Origin of the sequence: Paraburkholderia sp. J41 (genome assembly GCF_905220235.1) — a bacterium.
Classification (GTDB): domain Bacteria; phylum Pseudomonadota; class Gammaproteobacteria; order Burkholderiales; family Burkholderiaceae; genus Paraburkholderia.
On sequence record NZ_CAJMZE010000028.1, the window covers coordinates 42,284 to 61,530 of the forward strand.

At 57.1% G+C, this 19,247-nt stretch carries 18 protein-coding genes and 1 pseudogene; 5 read left to right on the plus strand and 14 right to left on the minus strand.

Annotated elements, in window-relative coordinates:
* Positions 1 to 335: 335 nt before the first annotated feature.
* From U5805_RS24020 to U5805_RS24040, 5 genes are all read right to left on the minus strand, one after another.
* Complete coding sequence (locus U5805_RS24020; protein ID WP_322106007.1) at positions 336 to 581, minus strand: helix-turn-helix transcriptional regulator; 246 nt, start codon at positions 579 to 581, stop codon at positions 336 to 338.
* Between the two features lie 296 nt (positions 582 to 877).
* Positions 878 to 1,552, minus strand: coding sequence for a lytic transglycosylase (locus U5805_RS24025; RefSeq protein WP_415914654.1), 675 nt, complete (start codon positions 1,550 to 1,552; stop codon positions 878 to 880).
* Complete coding sequence (locus tag U5805_RS24030) at positions 1,545 to 2,816, minus strand: TrbI/VirB10 family protein (RefSeq protein ID WP_322106008.1); 1,272 nt, start codon at positions 2,814 to 2,816, stop codon at positions 1,545 to 1,547. The genes U5805_RS24025 and U5805_RS24030 overlap by 8 nt, the downstream gene beginning before the upstream one ends.
* Positions 2,817 to 2,818: 2 nt before the next feature.
* Entirely contained in the window at positions 2,819 to 3,712 is an 894-nt protein-coding gene (locus U5805_RS24035) for a TrbG/VirB9 family P-type conjugative transfer protein (RefSeq protein WP_415914655.1), read from the minus strand.
* A complete protein-coding gene (locus U5805_RS24040; RefSeq protein WP_322106009.1) occupies positions 3,709 to 4,413 on the minus strand; it encodes a type IV secretion system protein in 705 nt (234 codons plus the stop codon). Before U5805_RS24040 ends, U5805_RS24035 begins: the two co-directional genes overlap by 4 nt.
* Positions 4,414 to 5,029: 616 nt before the next feature.
* On the opposite strand from U5805_RS24040, the gene U5805_RS24045 reads away from it, so the two are divergent.
* Positions 5,030 to 6,115 (plus strand): ParA family protein, encoded by a 1,086-nt coding sequence (locus U5805_RS24045; protein ID WP_322106010.1) that lies wholly within the window; start codon positions 5,030 to 5,032, stop codon positions 6,113 to 6,115.
* Here the strand turns inward: U5805_RS24045 and U5805_RS24050 are convergent.
* Together U5805_RS24050 and U5805_RS31870 are read right to left on the minus strand one after the other, a co-directional pair.
* Positions 6,087 to 6,278, minus strand: a complete 192-nt coding sequence (locus tag U5805_RS24050) for a hypothetical protein (protein WP_322106048.1) — start codon at positions 6,276 to 6,278, stop codon at positions 6,087 to 6,089. The genes U5805_RS24045 and U5805_RS24050 overlap by 29 nt on opposite strands.
* Before the next feature lie 238 nt (positions 6,279 to 6,516).
* A pseudogene (locus U5805_RS31870) lies at positions 6,517 to 6,642 on the minus strand (IS256 family transposase); the annotation flags it as partial.
* A 76-nt stretch (positions 6,643 to 6,718) separates the two neighbouring features.
* Between U5805_RS31870 and U5805_RS24055 the strand changes: the two are divergent.
* Positions 6,719 to 7,366, plus strand: coding sequence for a hypothetical protein (locus U5805_RS24055; protein ID WP_322106011.1), 648 nt, complete (start codon positions 6,719 to 6,721; stop codon positions 7,364 to 7,366).
* A 146-nt stretch (positions 7,367 to 7,512) separates the two neighbouring features.
* Here U5805_RS24055 and U5805_RS24060 read toward each other — a convergent pair whose 3' ends face one another.
* Entirely contained in the window at positions 7,513 to 7,764 is a 252-nt protein-coding gene (locus U5805_RS24060; protein WP_322106012.1) for a hypothetical protein, read from the minus strand.
* Positions 7,765 to 8,758: 994 nt separating this feature from the next.
* Between U5805_RS24060 and U5805_RS24065 the strand changes: the two genes are divergently transcribed.
* The gene (locus U5805_RS24065; RefSeq protein ID WP_322106013.1) at positions 8,759 to 10,060 is read left to right on the plus strand and encodes a replication initiation protein; all 1,302 of its coding nucleotides are present in this window, start codon (positions 8,759 to 8,761) and stop codon (positions 10,058 to 10,060) included.
* A 45-nt stretch (positions 10,061 to 10,105) separates the two neighbouring features.
* Here U5805_RS24065 and U5805_RS24070 read toward each other — a convergent pair whose 3' ends face one another.
* The 4 genes from U5805_RS24070 to U5805_RS24085 form a co-directional block, all read right to left on the minus strand.
* Positions 10,106 to 11,134, minus strand: a complete 1,029-nt coding sequence (locus U5805_RS24070; protein WP_322106014.1) for a ParB/RepB/Spo0J family partition protein — start codon at positions 11,132 to 11,134, stop codon at positions 10,106 to 10,108.
* Between the two features lie 2 nt (positions 11,135 to 11,136).
* Positions 11,137 to 11,790 carry an AAA family ATPase gene (locus U5805_RS24075; RefSeq protein WP_322106015.1) on the minus strand — a complete coding sequence of 218 codons (654 nt, stop codon included), beginning with the start codon at positions 11,788 to 11,790 and terminating at the stop codon, positions 11,137 to 11,139.
* 1,118 nt (positions 11,791 to 12,908) lie between these two features.
* Complete coding sequence (locus tag U5805_RS24080) at positions 12,909 to 14,756, minus strand: phage integrase family protein (protein ID WP_322106016.1); 1,848 nt, start codon at positions 14,754 to 14,756, stop codon at positions 12,909 to 12,911.
* Positions 14,757 to 14,780: 24 nt separating this feature from the next.
* Positions 14,781 to 15,302, minus strand: a complete 522-nt coding sequence (locus U5805_RS24085) for a hypothetical protein (RefSeq protein WP_322106017.1) — start codon at positions 15,300 to 15,302, stop codon at positions 14,781 to 14,783.
* A 226-nt stretch (positions 15,303 to 15,528) separates the two neighbouring features.
* Here U5805_RS24085 and U5805_RS24090 point away from each other — a divergent pair, with 226 nt between their 5' ends.
* Positions 15,529 to 16,011, plus strand: coding sequence for a hypothetical protein (locus U5805_RS24090; protein WP_322106018.1), 483 nt, complete (start codon positions 15,529 to 15,531; stop codon positions 16,009 to 16,011).
* A gap of 791 nt (positions 16,012 to 16,802) precedes the next feature.
* Here U5805_RS24090 and U5805_RS24095 read toward each other — a convergent pair.
* Together U5805_RS24095 and U5805_RS24100 are read right to left on the minus strand one after the other, a co-directional pair.
* Positions 16,803 to 17,123: a hypothetical protein gene (locus tag U5805_RS24095; RefSeq protein ID WP_322106019.1), complete on the minus strand. Its 321-nt coding sequence runs from the start codon at positions 17,121 to 17,123 to the stop codon at positions 16,803 to 16,805.
* A complete protein-coding gene (locus tag U5805_RS24100; protein WP_322106020.1) occupies positions 17,107 to 18,048 on the minus strand; it encodes an abortive infection family protein in 942 nt (313 codons plus the stop codon). The genes U5805_RS24095 and U5805_RS24100 overlap by 17 nt, the downstream gene beginning before the upstream one ends.
* A 356-nt stretch (positions 18,049 to 18,404) precedes the next feature.
* On the opposite strand from U5805_RS24100, the gene U5805_RS24105 reads away from it, so the two are divergent.
* Complete coding sequence (locus tag U5805_RS24105) at positions 18,405 to 19,067, plus strand: hypothetical protein (protein ID WP_322106021.1); 663 nt, start codon at positions 18,405 to 18,407, stop codon at positions 19,065 to 19,067.
* Positions 19,068 to 19,247: the final 180 nt, after the last annotated feature.

Genomic DNA, 19,247 nt, shown 5'->3' on the forward strand with positions numbered 1-19,247 from the left:
GACGCCGCAGGGGCTCGCATCAAGCCTGGTTCGCTCGTTTAACGCATCCCCGCGTCAAAGCAAGACTTAGCGTGGCTTCAGGCGCGTGGAGATACTGACACAAACATGCTGGTCGGCGAAATACCGAGCTTCTGTGCCCGAAAACCGTGACGAGCCGGAACGCGCTCTCGGGACATCCGACGCTGACAAAGGCGTCTTGGAGATCACGTGCTCATACACCGCGGAAGGGACCGCAAAGCTTCGTGTGACAGGTCCCGCTGTGGAAGTCCGACAGAGTTCCACTTGTGACCGTTCTTGACATGCCAATATTCGACCAAAAGCGGTATCGGGCTCGCCTAAAGACCTGCAGCTTGGAAAAGCTCAGCTAACTTGCAATCCAATGCCTTTGCGATTCGCAACAGATTTAGCACGGTCACATTGCGTTCGCCACGCTCAATGCGCCCCATGTGGCTCCGATCCAATCCGGCCCAGTCCGCCAATGCTTCTTGGGAGATGTTTTTTTCCTTGCGGATGCCGCGGATGGCGGAACCCAGGATCGCGAGCTCCGCATCGACGTCAGTTTTGGACGATACCCTCTGCATGAGCGTATCGTCGTGGCCGACCGCAAAAACGACCACGGCATTTACGGCCCATTATAATATTATTTTTCTACTTTCCCCGCCATGGGCGAACCTAGCGTGACCCAAGAATCCAATAACCAGCAGATCCTTCTTCGGCTCCCTCGAGCCGTCTTCGATGCGTTGCTGAAGCATTCTGCGCAGGAAACCCTCCTACGCAACGAACGGGTGACCATACAAACCGTCGTCAGGGAAGCGGTTTCCGAGTATCTGGAAGGTCGAGAGCGCTGCGATACGTCGCGGAAATAGGCTGCCGAGCGTTATCCGTCAAAGATGTCGGCCACTGTTTTCCACTGGAAAGTGCTGTAACAGATACGAAGGTTACGGTTGTCGTGCATGAGGCCGACGTCGAAGTCGCAACGACCTGCTTCAATGAGCCGGCGCATCGCACCGTAGGCGTCCTCGCGCGAGCGAAAGAAAAAACCTTCGCCCGCGACGTTCAGCGTCCACGGCCATGCACGCCCCCTGTATGCGGACTCGTTGAGCGCGATCCCGGCGAGCACCTTCGGATCGACGCTCGTGTGCAGCAGTTCGAACGGCGCAACCGCATTCGCACACGCCCAGCCGCCACGACCCTCAGTCATTGCGGCCTGCGCATCGTCATCGAGATCGGGCGGCAGGAGCCATCCGCTGCGGACCATCAGCGCAGCGAGCGACACGTCGCGCGCATCGACCGAGACGGTCATGCCTGCATCGGGCGAGCTGCGCACCGGCTGACCCAGCAGCGGCGCAGCCCATCTGTCAAACGCACCCAGTCCGCAATACAGCACGGGCTTGCCGTCCAGTGGCGCAACTTCGCGCGCGCTGCCCGAACCCAGCACGAAGGACACCGGGCTGATGACCTGCGTAATCGAAGCCGCGTGCACCGCGCCGCAAGCGGTCAGGCAAAACATGAGACCGATTTGGCGGATGTTTGCAAGGGCGCGCTTACCCACGATATGGCTCCAGGTGGATATCGCGGTTCACCTTGATCATGAAGCGCTGACCCGGCTTGATCGTGATCGTGGGCGGGATATTCTGGTAGCGGTTCAGGATCGATTGCGACGTCTGCGCGGCGACCTGCCCTGCCGTATTGCCGACCTGCGTCACACCGTACGGCCCGCTCGTGGTCGAACTCGTATCGCTGCCGTCAAAGTGGTTGAGCAGGATGGCCGTGAGAAACGAGGCGCCGAAGATCTTCCAGAAGTGGTTGTTCACGTCACCGGAAAAGCCCGCGTAGCCGTTCTGGTCGGCGCCCTGCGCGCCATAGAGCGGCACCTGCTTGCCGTTGGGCAGGCGCATCTCGGTGGCAGCCACGAGAATGCTTTCCTGCCCCACCTTGATATCGCTCTGATACGGCGCGGTAATCATGGTCCCCTTCGGAATCATGAGACAGGTGCCTGTAACGCTGTCGTAGACATCCTGTTCGACCATGAGCGCGGCCGTGCCGGGCCGGTCGGAGTTCTCGCCCTCGATCACCAGCACGCCGATATGGTGCGGAGGCGACAGCGTGCACGCTCCGGTCTGTCCGACGAAGCCCGCACTGAGAAACCCCTCGCCCGACGCGGATTGCGCCTTTGCATCCTTGATGAACTGGAGATCGCGTTGCTCGGACGAAGCCGGTTGCGCGCCGCCCTGACCGGATGCGGCGGCGAGCGCCCTGGCCTGCGCCTCTGCGGATGCCGTGGCCGACTGCTGGGCTGCGGTGCCCTGTTGTGCCATCTGGCCGGGCGTCAGAAGTCCTGCGATGCCGGTAGCGGCCGCGGAGTCAGTCCCTTCCTTGACCTTGTGCCCGGGAATGAAGATGGGCGATGCATAGATGTCGTCGTGTTTAGCGTCTGCCGCAAGTCCTGACGACGACGCTTCCTTTGCGAACTGGTCGAGCGACAGCCCCGGCTTCGTGCCAGCCTGGGGCGCCGAGGCGGCGGCCGCCTCGCGCGCCCTGCGCTCTGCCTCACGCGCGGCGGCCTGCTGGTCCCGGATAATCTTGTCGATATCGGTGCTGTTCGGCGCATGGTCGACCGAAGCCGCCGTCTTCGCAGCCTTCTCCGCTTTTGCGTCAGCGTCGGCCTTGCTCGCTTCCTTCGACTGGTAATAGAAACCGAGCGTGCCGATGATCAGCGCGAACAGCACGCCGACGGCAACCAGCGCGCGGCGCGGCGACTTGCCGCGCGTGACGCGTTCCTGATCGGTTGCGGTTTGCGGGTTCGGGGTCGACATGCTCAGAACCCGAAAATGCCGTGGCGGCCGCGCGTGATCTTGACCTCATCGCTCGCCGCGCGCAGCACGATCGTGTCCGCGAGCTGTTGCACCACGATGTACTGTCCACGACGAATGAAGTTTGGCGCGACATCGTCGCCGTGGTCGTTCACGATCGGCACCGCGAACGGCGCACCCGCAGGCAGTCGCAACCAGACGAACCTGCCGTCATCAAACACGGTCTCGGGCTTGAACGGCGCGGAGCCGGACACGGTGTAATCGAAGTTGAGCTTGTCCGGAGAAACGCCAAGCGGGCCTGAATCCGTTCCGCTGGTACCACCACCCTCCGCGCCGGCGGCAGAGCCATCAACACCGGCGCGCGCACGAACCTTCGCCATCAGCGACTCCGGGTAGTGAAAGCGCACCGTTTGATAGAACAGGCCACCAGCGGGCGACGACACGAGCGTCATGTCGTATTCGCGCAGGTTCGTGGTGAGGTGCAAAGTGTTCACGAGACCGGGACGCACCGGCTTGACGAAGACGTGGTTCGCGCCGTCCGTGTCGATGATCCACTGCACCGAGTCGCCCATCGCCGGGTCGACGATGAGCTTCTCGCCGGGCGCGAGCTCGATGGTCGTGAGCTTGAGAGGCGCCGCCATGATGCGAAAGATCTGGTCGCGGCTGTAGTTGAAGACCACGATCCGGGCGTCATTGGGCATCGCCACCGGGTCAGAGCCGCTGTTGTACGGGTTCACCGGGCTCATCGGATCGCCCATGATCGCGCCGACATCGAGCGGGCCGGTCGCAGTCGGCGCTTGGCGCGCGGCGTGGGCGACTTGTGCGGCGTGCGCGGTCGAGAGAAACAGCGCGCACGCGAGCGCGGCGGGCAGCAGATAGCGGTTTGCCGGGATCGTCATGCGGTTTTCTGGAGCGTGAAGAACGGGAAAAAGATCCCGAAGGGGTTGGTCCCAACCGCATCGTCGGAACTCGCCGGCACGATCTGGTAGCGCAGCGTGAGCGCGTACCGCACCTCAACGGGCTTGTCGGCGGGGAACTGGGTGGTGGTCGTGGAGAACTCCACGATGACGGTCGAATCGTCGAGCACCGACACGCTGCCTACCCTCACCTCGCGAACCAGCTTCGGGTTAGCGGTGATGGTCTGGAACGGAGCATCGAGCTTGAGCCACGAGGCGAACTGGTTCTTCGCGTTGTCGAGCATCTGCGCCTTGACGGCGTTGATGTTGCGCGCGAGGCGCGACGTTTCGATCGTCGGCGTAAGAACCGGTTCGATCGTGAACCAGCGCTGCACTGAGTCCGCAATGGACGAACGCAGCGCCTGGTCGTCAGGCTTGTACGCCGCGAGTTGCCGGATAAGCGGTCGCCCACCCGCATCGGCAGAAATGCCGTAGGACTTCACAACGGAGGGAGGCGGTTGACGAGTCCACACTGCGCCGGCCGCCACGACCGCCATCACGAAGCTGAAGAGTTTCCAGTGGTTCGCCTCGACGCGCAGGCGCGTGCCGCGATCGAAGATGATCTTTTCGGGATCTTCTTCGGAGTAGCCGCCCGGGGCTGTGGAGAGGGCGACCTGTTTTCGGGAACGACGGAACAGGGGCATGACGCGCGCGCAAGACGAGTTGGTTCGCGTCAATTGAAACAGTGGAGGTGCGGTCGCTTAGGGGCAAAAGCAGCGGTATTTTCCATACCATTGCCCGGGCGAGGCGTTTGCAGAGCTGGTGACAGGCGCCTGCTGTTGTTTTCCCGGAATGGTGATGTTTTTGGCTATCTTTTCATCCGCTCCCCCCGTGGCCGACAGATACGCTGCTGAAAAAACGTGGCAACCACGTTGCACGTTTTGCACAACGCCGTTTTTGGGCGACGCGTGCAAAAACGTCTTTCAAATCAAGACCGCGGTTTTTTGATCGGGTGGAAAAAAGGCCTTTTTGGTGACATGCGCCTGTCATGGGTTTTTCTTTTTTCGATACAATGATGTCATTTTAGGCCGTAAATTATCCATTTAATGCAATTTCCAATCCTAATAATTTAGGATTTTGGTCGTCACCTAAGCTCCCTCTCGATCGCTAGCTTTTCGACGTCAAATTTAACAATCTTCATATAACCTAGATGCTAGGCATGCTGCTAGGATTTTTTGCCAATACAAAACCAAATCCTTGCAGAAGCGGCGATCTTTGCCCAGAATACTCGGAACGCTAACCTTGTCCGAGAGGCATGTTTTGAACTTCAAGCCCTACAAAGTCCAGGCAGTGGCGCGATTACTCGGCACCACAACCGACAGTGTTCGCCGAATGGTCGACGAGTCGGGCATTGAGGTCGCGCGCCAGGACTCGGGGCCGAAAACGCGGATGTTCTCAGTCGAGAACATTTTTGATCTCGCACGCTTCAGGGCCACGAAAAAGACAAAAGAAAAGCGAGGCCAGCGTAAGCAGGTCGTTGCCACCGTTTACGCACCGAATGGCGGCGTTGGAAAGACTACACTGGCCGGCAACTTCTCGTCCTGTTTCAGTCTTCGCGGGCTGAAAACGTTGACTATTGACCTGGATTTCCAGGCGGACCTCACGTCGAGCCTGGGCTACGATTCTGAGTTAACTCTCGAAGAAGCGGCCGAGATCGGAAAGCCGCCGTCGCAGCTGGTCGATTACCATTTCGGGAACCTCATGCCGAATTGGCCTTCAGGGAGACGAACACTCGATGAAGTTGTCAAAATGCCGTATGGCGAAAATGGCCCTCACCTGATTCCGTCGGACCTTACGCTAGATCGTCTCAACACGATGCTGAGTTATGAAGCGTTGGAAGGGAGAATGGCCGACATGGCGATCGCCAAACTTCTCCGCGACGGCCGCGCGAAGAAGGATTCGCATTTCGATATTTCGAATTACGACATTGTGCTCTTCGACGCGCCACCGTCAAAAAACCGAATCACCTGCGGTGCGTTGCTCGCGTCAGATTACGTTATCTGCCCTGTGTCGATGGAGAAGTATTCGACGAAGGCACTCTCCTATCTATCTAGCGTCCTGAGCGAAATGCACGATCAGTTCGGGCGCAGCCCCGAGTTGATCATCGTCGGAAATTTTTTCGATTCCGCTCGAGTACGGGTCATGACGCAACTCAGCATGATTATGCAAACGTACAAGCAATCGCTATTGGATTACTGGATTCGGTATAGCGAAGAATTTCCGAAGGCCATCGACAACGAAGCGGACGTTCCTCTCGTACTCTCGAAGCCCGGATGCAGCGCGTCAAGCGATTTGCAAAACTGTGCCGACGCGCTGCTTACCCACATGCGGGTGACAGATACTTAAAGCCACCAGCGACAACAAGATTCTGCGCAGCTGCAAAATCGGCCTGCGCCTGCTGGAACCATAAAGTTAAATGTCCGCCCAAAGAATGAAAGGGATTTCCCGTCCCGAGGCCGAGGCGGAAGCCGCGAGTCGGCATCAATGTGCCAAGAATGCTGATGTTCACGAAGAACTGATCCACCGGCCGCGTCAGCGCGTTCGTGAGACGCCGGCATGAGGAGCAGGCGGTAGCGCCGCGCAGAAAGGCCTTCCTGCGTGCCACTCGCCTTCGGCGAAGCCCCCAGCTCGACTGCAGCTGCGAATACGCGTCCATCGTACGACTGCGGGGACGCCTGGAGGGCGCACACGTCAACCTCAATGCCAGCCCGGCGCTCTGGCTCGTCACCTATCCCACGCAGAGCCACGAGAAGCGCACACGGCTGTTCTTGGCCGCTGATGCGCCGCCGGGTCTTTTCGGCTTCCTCGATCAGCTTGAATGCCTGGCCCAGGAAGGTAGGGCGCGACACGCAGTTGCGCGTGCGCGTAGTGCGCTGGAGCATCCGCCGCCGCTTGACTGCGATGCCAGCGCGGTATTCTCAGGCAGCGTTTCTTCGACGAAAACGTAAAATGACCTTCATCTTCGACTCAAAACGGGTGCCGAACCGGGTAACGGCTAAAAGCGTACACGCGGACTTGCGAAACCGAGGCGCCTCTCATTTCGAAATAGGCTGCTTCTATCGAGCGATGCTCGCGAGACGGTTTTGGCCGACGCAAAGCAGCATGTCGGATTTTTTTGAAGTCTCAAATTCGCTCGTCTCGCGGACGATCTCATTGACTCGTATTCCCAGTGCGGTCGTAGACGCGCTGGGCGGCCCCGAACCTATTACGTTTCGGGTAGGTGACCTTTTGCTTGACGCCTTAGGTCAGCACGGCGAGCAAGAGATCTCGCGCCGTGCTCGACAAGCTGCTTCATTAGGATGCACGTCGGTGAGCGATATCCTCGACCTGGTCATCACAAATCGCAGACCGAAACGGAAGATATCGAACGTCAAGATTCGTCTCTCGAGAGATCGGAAAACTTTCCAGGTTGAAATTGCTGAGTTGGAACGATTTCTTCCGCATCTCGGCCAGCTCGAGGAGTTTCTGTCGCGCATGCTGCTGTGGTTCGAAGCGGACCTCGAGAGTGAGGCCGTCGAGTCATCGCTGGCGACTTCCGGAGATTTAGCGAAAGAAGTGGATGCGACTTTACCGGACCATCCGAAAGTCCGGGTTTAGCCCGGAGATTGATATAAATTTGCAGTCAGTCCGGTCAAATCCCGGAGTTTTACCTTCAGCGAAAGCCTAAGTTGAGTGGGCGACGCGTAAATTCTCACGAGTGGATCGGGATCGGAGATCTGGCTTTCAGTGTTCGGTGTGTTCGGTCATTGGAAGCGATCGAGCGCCGGCTCGTCATCTTTAGTTGTAGCCGGGTAATTGCGAGCAAACATCGAGCGGATCTCATTCATCATCCGTTGCCCTTCCGCCCGCAGGAAGATCGACGTGGCTTGGGTTGTGCGATGGACAAGAACGAGCTGCACGACGTCAATCGCCACGTCGCTGGCCGCTCTCTTGTGGCCGATCCCATTCCAACACCAACGGTTTGACGTTTTTGAGGCGATTGCTAAATAGGTCAACGTCTATGGTCCCTGCTTTCAGCCGATGCCCGACAGGAGAACGTCTATGGTTCAGGTCAACGAAGGCATCAAGTCGCTAGACGAAAGTGGGCCGATCGTGGGTCGATTCGATGAGTTCGACCGTAACGGGATGTCTGAGATTTGAACCCGCGGGCGCGTATGAGATGAACGCGTATGGTTCAGCTCGTTTGACAATGTTGAAGAGCACCAGCGACGTTTACGTGTTTCAGTTAACACGTTTACATCCTTTAATAGTTTACACACCGCAAAGCCTTATCCCGTAGGGGTTTCAGCCCGATATGGTTCAACCCTATGGTTCTCGAGGGGCATGTCCATGGGTCGGAAGGTGAATGCACATGGTACGGAAGGGGCACACGGATGGTTCGACAGGTGAATGCACATGGGCAAAAGGTGAACGCACATGGTTTTCGGCCAATTCCGCAGTGCTTAGAGACCGTCGTTTCGGTCTTACGTGTATGCCGCTGGTTCGACCTTGCTCCTGCGTGCGTTCTGAGAAATCGTGCAGCATAACGTCGTATATCACTGATTTTTAAGGTTTTTTGTTTTTATTGAACTCAAAAGGTGAACGCGTATGGTTCAGTAAATCTGCCTAATGCTGGATGTTCGGAGCACAGCTTGCGTCTTTAGGTGAACCCCTATGGTTCGCAGCGCGGCCTTTTCCGGTAAACACGCAGCTTCGCGGCGTTAGGTGAACGTCTATGGTTCTGTCAAGGGGGCAAAAGCTCATCTTTTTGAGCAGCTTTCTGCGGAAAGGTGAACATGTATGGGGTAAAGATGACCCGGAAGTGAGCGGTCACAAACTTGTAAGTATATGATTTAAATGCACTTATTTTAGAGATCTGCCTGTTTTGCCGATTGGTCAACGTCTATGGTTCTAGCCAAGGCTGTTGTGCCGTCTTGCTGATGAAGCTCTTGAAGGTGAACATCGTACAGTGTATTGTTACCTTTAACTGATCCATCTCTTTGACGCATAGTGTCCAAAAAGAACGAATCCAAGCTCGAACCCACGCAGATCGCCTTGTTTCAAATTCCCGATCTGCCCGAGCCGTTCCGTAAAGCGGTTCCTGCCGTGCACATCGCACCGCAGGCAGGTCCGATATCGCTTCAGCAAGCGAAAATGTTCAACGCTCTCATCAAAAATGCGATTGAGCAAAACAAGGAAGGTGAACGCGTATGGTTCGAGTACGCTGTCACTGAGCTCATCTCGGATGTTGGGCTAAACACAAAGAACCGGGATTACGTCAAATCAACGATCAATTCGTTGATAGGGCTTGTTGTGAACTGGGATCATCTTTCGGGCACGCCGGTGTGGAATGCTAGCGGGTTGGTTGCTGGAGCAAAGCTGGCCGGGTCAACGCTGCGATATCAGTTTTCCGAGAATATCCGCGAGATTTTGATGAATCCGAGAATTTACGCGAGCATCGACATGCGGATCGCTCGCGAATTCAAGCGGGGACACTCTTTGACCTTGTGGGAAAACGTTGTCCGTTACGAAGGAGTCGGACGCACTCCGAGACTTAGTGTTGATACACTGCGAGATCTGCTTTTGGGCATGGAGTGGAAGCGCGGCTCTTACGCTCAATACAAGACCTTCAAGAGTCGTGTCCTTCTTCCCGCAATCGAGGAGATTAATCGCATCGCGGACCACGAGGTTGAGCTCGTTGAATTCAAGGTCGGGCGGACGGTCGCGGATATTCAGTTCATCATCAGGGAAAAGAGAAAGGCGGATACGGTCCAGGAAGATGACCTTGAGCTCCTGACCGCGATGACGCGATTCGACATTCCACTGACCGAGGCGCGGAAGCTGTTGGCTGAGCATGGAGCGACCGCTGTTCAAAAAGCGATCAAATACACTGATCAACGGGTCATCAAGAAAAACGCTCAACCCATCGAGAATGTAGGTGCGTACTTCCGCAAAGCCCTTCAGGCCGGCTGGCAGAGCGAGGAGCAGCGCACGCATGCCACGAGCGGGGTTATCGCGATGGAGGCCAGGCAAGGCCGCGCAGAGGACCAACTACTCGCAAAATATCAAGCTTACCGTGCGACCGAAGCACAGAGCTATTTCAACGAGCTTAATGTAGAAGAGCAGAATGAGTACGTGAGCAAGTACAACGATCAGGCAGCGACCCAGCTGAAAATCTTGGCAGGAAAGAAGATTAAGAAGACGGCTGAATCGTCGTTCTTCAATTGGCTGGCCGAACAGGTGTGGGGCAAGCCGACTGATCGCGATTTGTTGAACTTCCTTCTGAAAGATGCGGCAGTCGGCGCAAGGTGACCGCTGAGGTTGCGTATGTGCAGCGCCCATTACGCTGCACTGCGTTTACTTCGCTTTGTGCCCATCGGCTTCCAGCAGCCGACGGAGGGCCTCGATGTAAGCCTCGGCACGCTCCGGGTTGTCGAGCGCAAGACTTACTTGGATGTTGCCGCTGCCCCATTCCTTAATCGTCCCGATCGAAGCGCCTGCGGAATTCGACACCTTGTACTGACGAGAGAAGGTCTTCCGTGGTGCACGTTGCTGAGCTAGCCCCTCTCGAGCTGCCTTTACCTTAAGGAAAGACAGTCCCTCCTCCACAATGCGCTGCGCGAACTCCTTCGTCCGAGCTTCATCTGTGGCTTTGTAATACAAGGCCAGCTCGTACGAAATATTGATGCCAAATTGCTCCGGGTAAATGGAAATGAATTCATGCAAGACTGGTGGCAAGTCCAAGACGGCCAAGGTTTTACTGACCTTCGTTTTTCCTTCTCCCACCAAGGCCGCGAGCTCGTCATTTGAGTTCGCATATCCTTCGTCGAGCAATTTTTTGTATCCCAGCGCGACATCGAGGACAGTTTCTTGTTCACGCTCGTTGTTTGCCGCACGTGCCAACCGATAAAAGTCGATGGGTTCAAGGCCTTCCAACACTTTCAACTCTAGCTCGGTCCAGCGATTTCGCAATGCACCTTGCTTTCGATAATGGCCATCAATCAGAATCACCCGCTCAGGGATGCTCGGGTGACGTGCCGCTAACGCGGGCACGAGCTGCCCGTCTTTGGCCATTGATGCTGCGCGGGCAGCGGTTTTTTCTTCCTGATAAATAGTTCGGCTATTCAGAGGATTGTCATCAATCTTATCGATTGGCCACGAGACGTACGCAGTTCTGACCTTCCCCTCTTTTTCGAGAGTTTCTATGTAGAAACTGGTCGAGTCCGTTTTAAGCGTTTGCACCGGAGCTGCCGCATCAAGGAGCGTTTCGCGGCCGTCGAGCGCAGCCTCTACACGGTCGAAACGCCCCACGACGGATTTATCTCGCAACTCTTGGTCGCGCTTCACGCCCGCGTTCAACGCTGCGGAAAAATCTTTCTTCGCCATTGTCACTCTCCGATTACGGCAAGCACTTCGTCCACGAAAGCATTAATTTCCTTTTGTGCTGCCTTTGCGCCGCGGATTTGCAAGACCGTAGTTCCTGATACTTCAGCTTCCTTGTAAGCGGTGCGGAAGCCCAACCGGGTCTTGAGCATTGGGATTTCCTCATCCTGTTCAGCCGCTTTAAAAATTTGCTGAACAATGGAGACTTTTTGATCCATATTAGCGAGGGAACGCAGCTTTAGATCTCCATTTGTCACTTGTGCAGTGAGGCCTAGCCTCTTGGCCTCTTGGACGGCCCACAGATTTCCGCCAGACGCACCTACGGGAATCAAACCGAGATCGGAGATTAGCAGTGCGACGGAGGGCGCGCTCGACCTGATGGCAGGCGGACAGTCGATGACGATGAAATCGTAGTCATCGACGAATTTTGCGATTTCGCGATCTGGGCGTGGAGAGCGAGAAAGATTTGACAGAGCTGCCGGAAACGGTCGATCGTCAGCTGCGGCACCTACGGATAAGGTGGCCGTGCCCTGTTCATCCAGATCCACGAGCAGAGTTTTGAATCCGCGTGACCCCAAGACACCGGCTAGGTTGCACGAGGTGGTCGTCTTTCCGGACCCACCCTTTTGATTGAAGACCGTAATAATTTTCGCGGGCATTTGTACTCCGATCGTTTCCGTGCTGCTCGTGATGGTGCAGTTTCTACGTAGAAACTGCACGCGCGTAGAGTGTGAATGATGATAGTTTCATAATCTAAATTTCTCAAGAAAAATTCGCCTAGATAGCGATAGTCATCAACGAAATAATGTGAGTGATCTTGCTTTGTACCGGGTGAAATCACGGTCCGATGTCTTTGGCGAATTGCTCGGAGCTTGACTTCGAGTCTGTTGTAGCTTTTTTCGCGTGGAAACTACTAGCCGTAGTTTCTACGTAGAAACTGGGATGGACTATGACGGTCGGCGCGTGACCCTATCGGCCCGGTTCTCGCTACGCCCATAGTTTCTACGTAGAAACTATGGGTCGAGAGCCGCTTTCAGTGGACCATTCCTCGCGTGAAATCTGCCCAACATGAGTTTCGAGTACTTTATTCGGAGTGCCCTTGAAACGCGATGTCGCGTTTCGCCCTGATCGGTTAGCAGACACGACCATGAAGGGAAATGCAATTATCCGTTCGGGCCAGTCGAGATATGCAATTGATTGTCGCGCGCGCCAGTTTCTACGTAGAAACTGGCAGGTGCCGAGATCGGCTGAGCGAGGCTTCACGTAGAAACTGAGGGATCTGCCCTCGGAAGGGACGCCATCATCGTGCGCGGCGGGTTCGGACAGTGGGCAGCGCTCGTTTTATCGGTTTTACCGTCTACATACCGATTGAAGGTAGTAGCTCCATGTGTCCCATATCCGTGAGAGTCGCGAATATCGAGGCCAGAGTCCACCGCTTCCGTTAGCCCCTTCGCGCACGAGTGGCGTGAGAGTGCGTCGACGCCTCGTTGATCTGTTGAAAGTCGACCACTCGACCTTGATGTTGGGCCCAAGCGATCGCCTCGCGCAGACCAATACATAATTTCCGTATTGCGGCCCTCTTGGGGGGACCTGTCCATTCGGCAGATTTTGTTCGACGAACTGCGACGCGACCGGCTCGACATTGGAGATCTTTCGCTATAAGCATGCACCGAGGGAAGGGCGCTCGCGGTGAGACGTTACATCGCCGTGACCCGTTATTGGTTGCTGCTGGCGCAGAAGCGGCTCGCCGGGTAAGTTGGAGCCCGTGAGGAGACCGCTAGATGTCCGACGCTACGTCGATAGGCTCAGAGACACCGTTGGCAGGCCGCTGGTTTTCGGACTCGAGGCGGCGTCCAAACATAGCGCCGACTTCGGTCATCATGCGCCGCTTTTCCGCCTGTAGATAGATGGATGTCGTCTGAATCGACCGGTGCCCGAGGACGCGCTGAACGACGTCGAGTGGCACGTCGTTAGCGGCCGCCAACGTGCCAAAGGTGTGGCGAAAGGCGTGCGGCGTCGTTTGCTCAAGCTGAGCGTGCGTTGCGGGCGAAAGATTCTGGAGTTCAGCAAGTAGGCGTGCGCGCAGCCACTCGATCAATCGGTAGAGATGGTTGCTCTCGTAGGGCATGCGTTCGCCGCTGACATGCTTGCGGCGCGCTGCCTCGGTGTGAGGAATAATCAGCGGTGACAGCAGGGGGCCGGCAGCGGCAGGGACATCAAAGTCGTCACCCCTGTCCTGCCAGTGCGCGCGCAGCGCGTCGACGGTCTCGACACTGACGGGAACGGTGCGCTCCCGGTTGCGCTTGCCGACGATCGTCAAAGCCCAGACTTCCACATTACTGTCGCTCACGTACGGCTGGAGGCGCTCGCGTCGTGCGGCCGCCGCTTCTTCACGCCGCAGGCCAGAGTCACCCATCAGCAACATCAATGCGTGCACGATACGCCAGCGCTGGCTCTCCGCTGCGGCACACCTGCGTCGAACATGAGCGCGAACATCGGACCACAGCTCGCCGTTCAACGCACGCTCGATCTGAATCTCTCCCTCGCGCCGGATAGTCTCCGGGTCCCTGACACCTTTCCAAGGATTTCCCGCCAAGTAACGCATGTCGACGAGCCACGCGAAGGCGGCGCGGAGAACGCGAACCGCGTATACCTGGGACTCGGGACTTAGTTGGTCACTCGCGAAAGGTCGCCACCGGCGCGACGAGCGCGGTGCTCGCGCGCCGATGAATGACGGGGAGGGCAGCTTCAGAAAATCCTTGTAGGCTTCGCAATCATCGACGAGCAGGGAACTGAGCGCCTTTCCGCGAACGGTGACAGCCCACAGCACAAATCGCTCAATCTCTTTGGTGTAGGCGCGTAGTGTTTTCGGTCGATCGCGGTAGAGATGCAGCCACGCACGAACGGCGGCCAGATCGTTTTGGGCGGCAATGTACGGGAAGGCTGTGGATCGGTTGATGCCGGTAGAGCCATCGAGCACTTCGCGTAGCGCCATGCGCTCGAGCGGAGCCAGAACGCCAGCCGTGCCGCCGACGGCGACGATCTCGGCGTCGGGAGCGACAAGTGGATCGACAAGGTCCACATCCGCATCAACGTGCAGCCCGATATCTCGCTCGTGTCGGCGCAGCCATCCCACGATCGCGCGCGCGCGGCCCGGGCCGATCCGGGGAACGGAGCGCCACCAGCTGCCGCCTCGTGCGTTGCAGTACGCAATCAGGTTTTCGAGCGTCGACACGCCCCGCATGCGGAGATAGCGCGTGACCAACGGTCGGAACCACATCCCGATGCCATGTTCTGCAGCCGGTCGCGCCGCTGCGAGACGTGCTGCGTCCTCCACCATCTTCAGAGAGGCCGCGGTGAGGCGCGCGCTCCCGTGTCGGCGGATGGAGGCTCTCAGGTGATCGGCGAGAACAGGGGAGCCGTGATCAATCGCCAGCTCAACGAGCGTGGCCAGCATGTCTCGCAGATAGCGTTCGGTCGCCCCGGGTGTGGCAGCGTGCGGGTCGTAGTCCTCGTTGAAATAGGTTCGCGCGATGACCGCCGGCGGCAGGCGCTGGACGAAGGCTCGCAGTGCCGCGAAATCTTTCGCGGTGTACAGGCGTTGGCGGTCAAGGGTTTCGGACAACACTGCTCCTAATGCAACTAACGCTCAGGCTCGGTTAAAACACGCATACGCCTTCGGCGCTGCGGAAATCGCACTCATGGGGCTTTGGGGCCGCCCACCGGCAGACCGATCTGACTGAGCCAGATGCGCATCGGCGTAGCCGATTTCGGGGTGGCGGTCGAGGATCTGCTGGAAACGCGTCGCCAGCGCCGACAGCGGGCGAGAGGGAAACCGTGCCTCGAAAGCGAGGATGACGTGGGCGAAACGAACGGGGCCGAAGCGAATCACCGCCTGCAACCGACCTTCAAGCCTGTCCGTGAACAGATCGGTGCCGAATGCGTCCACCATCGCGTTGACGATTTCGGCGGCCGCTGGCGTGAACGGTGGCATGGCGCGCACGAGCTGCATCTGAGGAGAGCCTTCGTCGCCGAAGACTGAAAACCGCTCAGCGCCTTCGACGTCGAGCGCGAGCCGGCTGACGGGAAGGGCTGCGCTGAAGATAAAGATTCGCAGTCGCTCGGTCAGAGCGGCAGCAGACGTATCGGGCGGCGCGGAATCGTTTCGCAAACGTCCTCCAGAGTGAGGTTCGACGGGAATTCCCCGTATTTTAGCAATCAAACGCAAGCATGATAATAACAATTATCATGCTTGAGTGTTAATGGGGTCAGATGACTAAAGGATATAATTGGTCTCGTCAATACGAGAGCGGTGGAGGCAGGGCGATGTGCAACGAGGCGCGCGCGATAAGCGTGCATTTGAAAGAGGGTTTGTTGCAGCTGTCCTGGACGCAGCAATGAGCCTACCCGGCCGTATTGAACTAACCCGGGACCTGCCTCGAGGGATTCTTAAAGCCTACGAGGCCGGAGAACTCGGTCGCGATTTTCTTTCCGTGCAGGTCTTGATCGGCCGACTGCCGACGGCAGTACTGACAGCATTGGAAACGCCTGATCTCAACGTCGTGACGTCGATAAGCATTCTGGCCAAGATCCTCACGAAGCATAGTGTCCCGCCTGACATCGTTGCCAACTTGGCGAATACGGTTCTTCGCCCTAAGGCAGTCTATCAATCCGCGTCAAAGGGAAACGTGCCGAGTGCCGTCCTGCTGCTGAGTGTCGAGCGCGTCGACGGGGATCCCCTGATGGCGTCTGTAGAACTCGATCAGCCCAACGCGACAAGCCGCGCGAACATGCATTGGATGACCAGCGCCTATCCGAAGAACAACGAAGGGAAATTTGATCAATGGCGCGCCGACGGGCTGCTGATCTGGGAGGCATGAAAAACAAAAGGCCGCGAACGCGGCCTTTTAGTTTGCCCAAGTGTGCGGATACGAGGCCGTCTGTTCCCGTCTGGTATTTGACGCACTCCTTAGACAGTTATAAGTATAACATAAAAGTACCGTTTGTCAAACAGTGTGCTTTGACTGCAAGACAGCGGCGGCATCCACAATCGCTTTCTCGCACTGAGCTGCGGGCTCGTTCACCCCGCCGTGCTTAGCAAAGCTTCGGAAGCCTGCCGTATTGGCTGACTTCTGACTCACCGAGCGGAGTCAGGCCATATCGGTTGTGGTCATCTGGCGCGATTAAACCCCGCCTCGCCAAATCGGAAAACGCGCTCTCAAACGTGTTCTGCCAATCTGAGACGACTTCCGGGTATATTTGCCGAAGGAACTCACGGACGTTTAGTCGTATGTCATCAATTTGGAACAGCATATAAAGCACTTGAGTCCGCGAGGATTTGTTCGAGATCGGGAACCTGATAGACGCTCGGAATCGCATCGGATTCATTTATGCTGCTTCAGGCCATCTGCGACGCACTCCATTAAGCAAGGGACATAGCATAGCACGGCTGTTGTGAGAACCATTCCCTACCATTAGGATCTAGACCCGTTTTATGTGTCCGCCGAGGCTGCCTCGACATAGGGCTGATCTCTCCCAACGCTATCTGCCGGCGTTTGGCAGTTTTTTCTAATTCGGGGCATACAACACAATTGGCTCGCGACCTCCGGAATTCGCGCTCGTTGTTACACGAACAGCAGCGCGGCTGGGATCGGCGTCTGAATGGTGTGTTTCAGCGAAGAACCCCGATAGAAGCAAGACGCTTTCGCTGGCCCGACACGAACGTCAACAGGGTGGTGCATCCGGTGATGAGCGAGTAACCCTCCAGTAGTTCGATTCGAAATTTGATCTCGCTGACGACAAGATCCCATGCCTGCTGACCGCAATGCTCGTATTTGAGCGCGTGGTCAATTGCATCGCTCAGGTTGAGCATAAACTCTTCGCCGCCCGCGCAGTCAAACTCGTTGCGCAGCCAGTGCTGAAGGGCACAACGGCACGCGTACAGTGCTCGGCGATCCTGAACAGCCTCCAGTGGCTCAGGCACAAGCGTCATCCTGACCACCCTTTGAATTGGCTTGAGCACTCCTTGTGTGACGATCAAGCAGGAAAATGGCTAGCGCTGCAGAGGCGTTCTTCGCAAACACCGCCCAACCGCCATCGAGCGATGGCAGATGCGCGGTCGCACCGTGGGCGGTGCTGAATCGTGTACGCAACGTGCCCACGCCGCCTGCGATCGATTGCACGCCAGCGAATGCCTGCTTGGCGTCGGCCAGTGCGGCTTTGTCTGGCCAGGGGAGCGATTTGACACAGGCATCAAGAAGTGGTTTGAGGGACTTGTCTTTCGGAAGCTCAACATCGCGCGCTCGCAGAATCGTCGCACAGACCGACTCCAGAAAACTGCTGCTACGCGCTAGGCTGTCGGCCGAATCCATATGAGAAGCATCGAGCGTGTCGCGCCACCGGCCACTCAGCGTGACATCTCCTGCTTGTTCGAGGGCGGTCGCCATCTGGGCATCCAGGTTGGCTGATTCAACTTCTGTGATCGCGTGCAGGGCGGATCGCGCCCGATCGAGGCGCCCTTCGCGCTCGGTGAGGCTGTCGCCGATAGCGTCTAACAGTGACCCTATGGTCTCCTCATTCAAGATGTGTTCAAGCCAGGCAGGCTTGCATTCTGCCAGTAGCGTTGAATTGTAGGAACGAACATCGTTTGGCGTGCCACTGTGGGCATCTGCCGCATCCTCGTCGGTCGTGCGATATAGGACTGACAATTCACGGTCGCGATAACAAAGGCAGCCATAGATATATTCGTCGTAGCCGTACTGTTCCAGGGTGACATGGCTGCTCGATCCGGAAACCGCTTTTCCGTTGAACGCAGCGTTTAGATCCTCGCCGAGCTTTCGTGCGTTCTCCGCAAGCGCGATGGCTTTCGTTTCGATTCGTCGCTGCTGGGCTGCGAGCGAGTTGATCCTGTCGACCATAAAAATATCCTGAACGTGGCTGCCGTGACGCAATGTGAACGTGCTCGCGCGCCTTCGCGCGATGGAGATTGGCGAACGGAGCGACTCATCTTGAGCAGCACTCCGCCTGTCTCTGTCACGAATTTTATACATCGCGCTAGTGGGGAGTTTGCTGGGTGCGGCTCCGTGTGGCGGCACCTCAAAAAGACCATCTAGGTTCCGCTCCGACGATAGGAGCGATTTTGATAAATATGATTGTATTTGAATTTCGATATCATTTTTGATATGACATCAATATAGAAATGGCATCATCTGAAAAATTGGTTAGCATTGTCCTTGCAGTACTTCCTTAACCAAAAAAACCGTTTGGTGGTCCCATGTCAGAAACATCGAAAGGCGGGAAGCTCGTCAGCTTGCGAGTTCCGCCGCCTTTGCTCCAGCGTTATTCCGACCTGCTTGAATCGGTCGGCCTTTCCGTGCCAGATGGCGTGCGTCTTCAGATTGAGGAAACGGTCGCGGCCCGTGACAAACTTGATCTGGGGGCACTAAAGGTGTCGTGCAAATTCGAGTGGCTCGATACGCCGTCTCCGCGGTTCCCTGAGCTCGTCGGCGACCTCAGCGTTTCCGTCTCGTCGATGCCGGGCGTTAGCGACGAAGATCTCGCACAACTCGTGTTCACGACGCCAGAGTTCTACGTGGATCAGTACGAGCGCTTCCGGATTGATTCGTTTCATTTCCAACGGGTTTGCAGCGAGCGCATCTGTGTCGAAAGTGCACGCACGAAGCGCAATGTGCTCAGCTTCCGTCTCATCGCAGGCGTCTGGCGTGCGGGAATTTTTTCGTACCCGTCGTCCGCCCATCCGTGGGAACGCGAGTCGGCCGAGCGCGAGATCCGTGGTGCGGTCGAGTACTGTGTCCACAATACTGTGGCGGCGTTTTTGCTGAAGCGTACGCCCGTGAATCGCCTCCTGACGCAAGAAGAGGTCGCGTCGGCAAATGCGATCTTGTTGCCCGAGCACCGTGAGAATTCGGCGGCATGACCGGGTCGGTTCACCGACGTCCCGCTGGACGTTGGTGAACCGATTTGGGTGCAGCCGTTTGAGCTCGCACAATGCACGTCGCGTAGCGACGAGGTCGCGCTTCGCGGCAAGCTCGCCGCCGACATGCCCGCTTGAATGCCCAGTCTCGGGCGATGCGTCAGGCGCTAGCCAGCCAAGAAG

Bases quoted from the DNA above. Each gene is read 5' to 3' on its own strand.
- U5805_RS24070 (WP_322106014.1), bottom strand. From the start codon at position 11,134: ATGGCGAAGAAAGATTTTTCCGCAGCGTTGAACGCGGGCGTGAAGCGC.
- U5805_RS24030 (WP_322106008.1), bottom strand. From the start codon at position 2,816: ATGTCGACCCCGAACCCGCAAACCGCAACCGATCAGGAACGCGTCACG.
- U5805_RS24075 (WP_322106015.1), bottom strand. From the start codon at position 11,790: ATGCCCGCGAAAATTATTACGGTCTTCAATCAAAAGGGTGGGTCCGGA.
- U5805_RS24035 (WP_415914655.1), bottom strand. From the start codon at position 3,712: ATGACGATCCCGGCAAACCGCTATCTGCTGCCCGCCGCGCTCGCGTGC.
- U5805_RS24095 (WP_322106019.1), bottom strand. From the start codon at position 17,123: ATGACGCTTGTGCCTGAGCCACTGGAGGCTGTTCAGGATCGCCGAGCA.
- U5805_RS24105 (WP_322106021.1), top strand. From the start codon at position 18,405: ATGTCAGAAACATCGAAAGGCGGGAAGCTCGTCAGCTTGCGAGTTCCG.
- U5805_RS24040 (WP_322106009.1), bottom strand. From the start codon at position 4,413: ATGCCCCTGTTCCGTCGTTCCCGAAAACAGGTCGCCCTCTCCACAGCC.
- U5805_RS24055 (WP_322106011.1), top strand. From the start codon at position 6,719: ATGACCTTCATCTTCGACTCAAAACGGGTGCCGAACCGGGTAACGGCT.
- U5805_RS24100 (WP_322106020.1), bottom strand. From the start codon at position 18,048: ATGGTCGACAGGATCAACTCGCTCGCAGCCCAGCAGCGACGAATCGAA.
- U5805_RS24090 (WP_322106018.1), top strand. From the start codon at position 15,529: ATGAGCCTACCCGGCCGTATTGAACTAACCCGGGACCTGCCTCGAGGG.
- U5805_RS24020 (WP_322106007.1), bottom strand. From the start codon at position 581: ATGCAGAGGGTATCGTCCAAAACTGACGTCGATGCGGAGCTCGCGATC.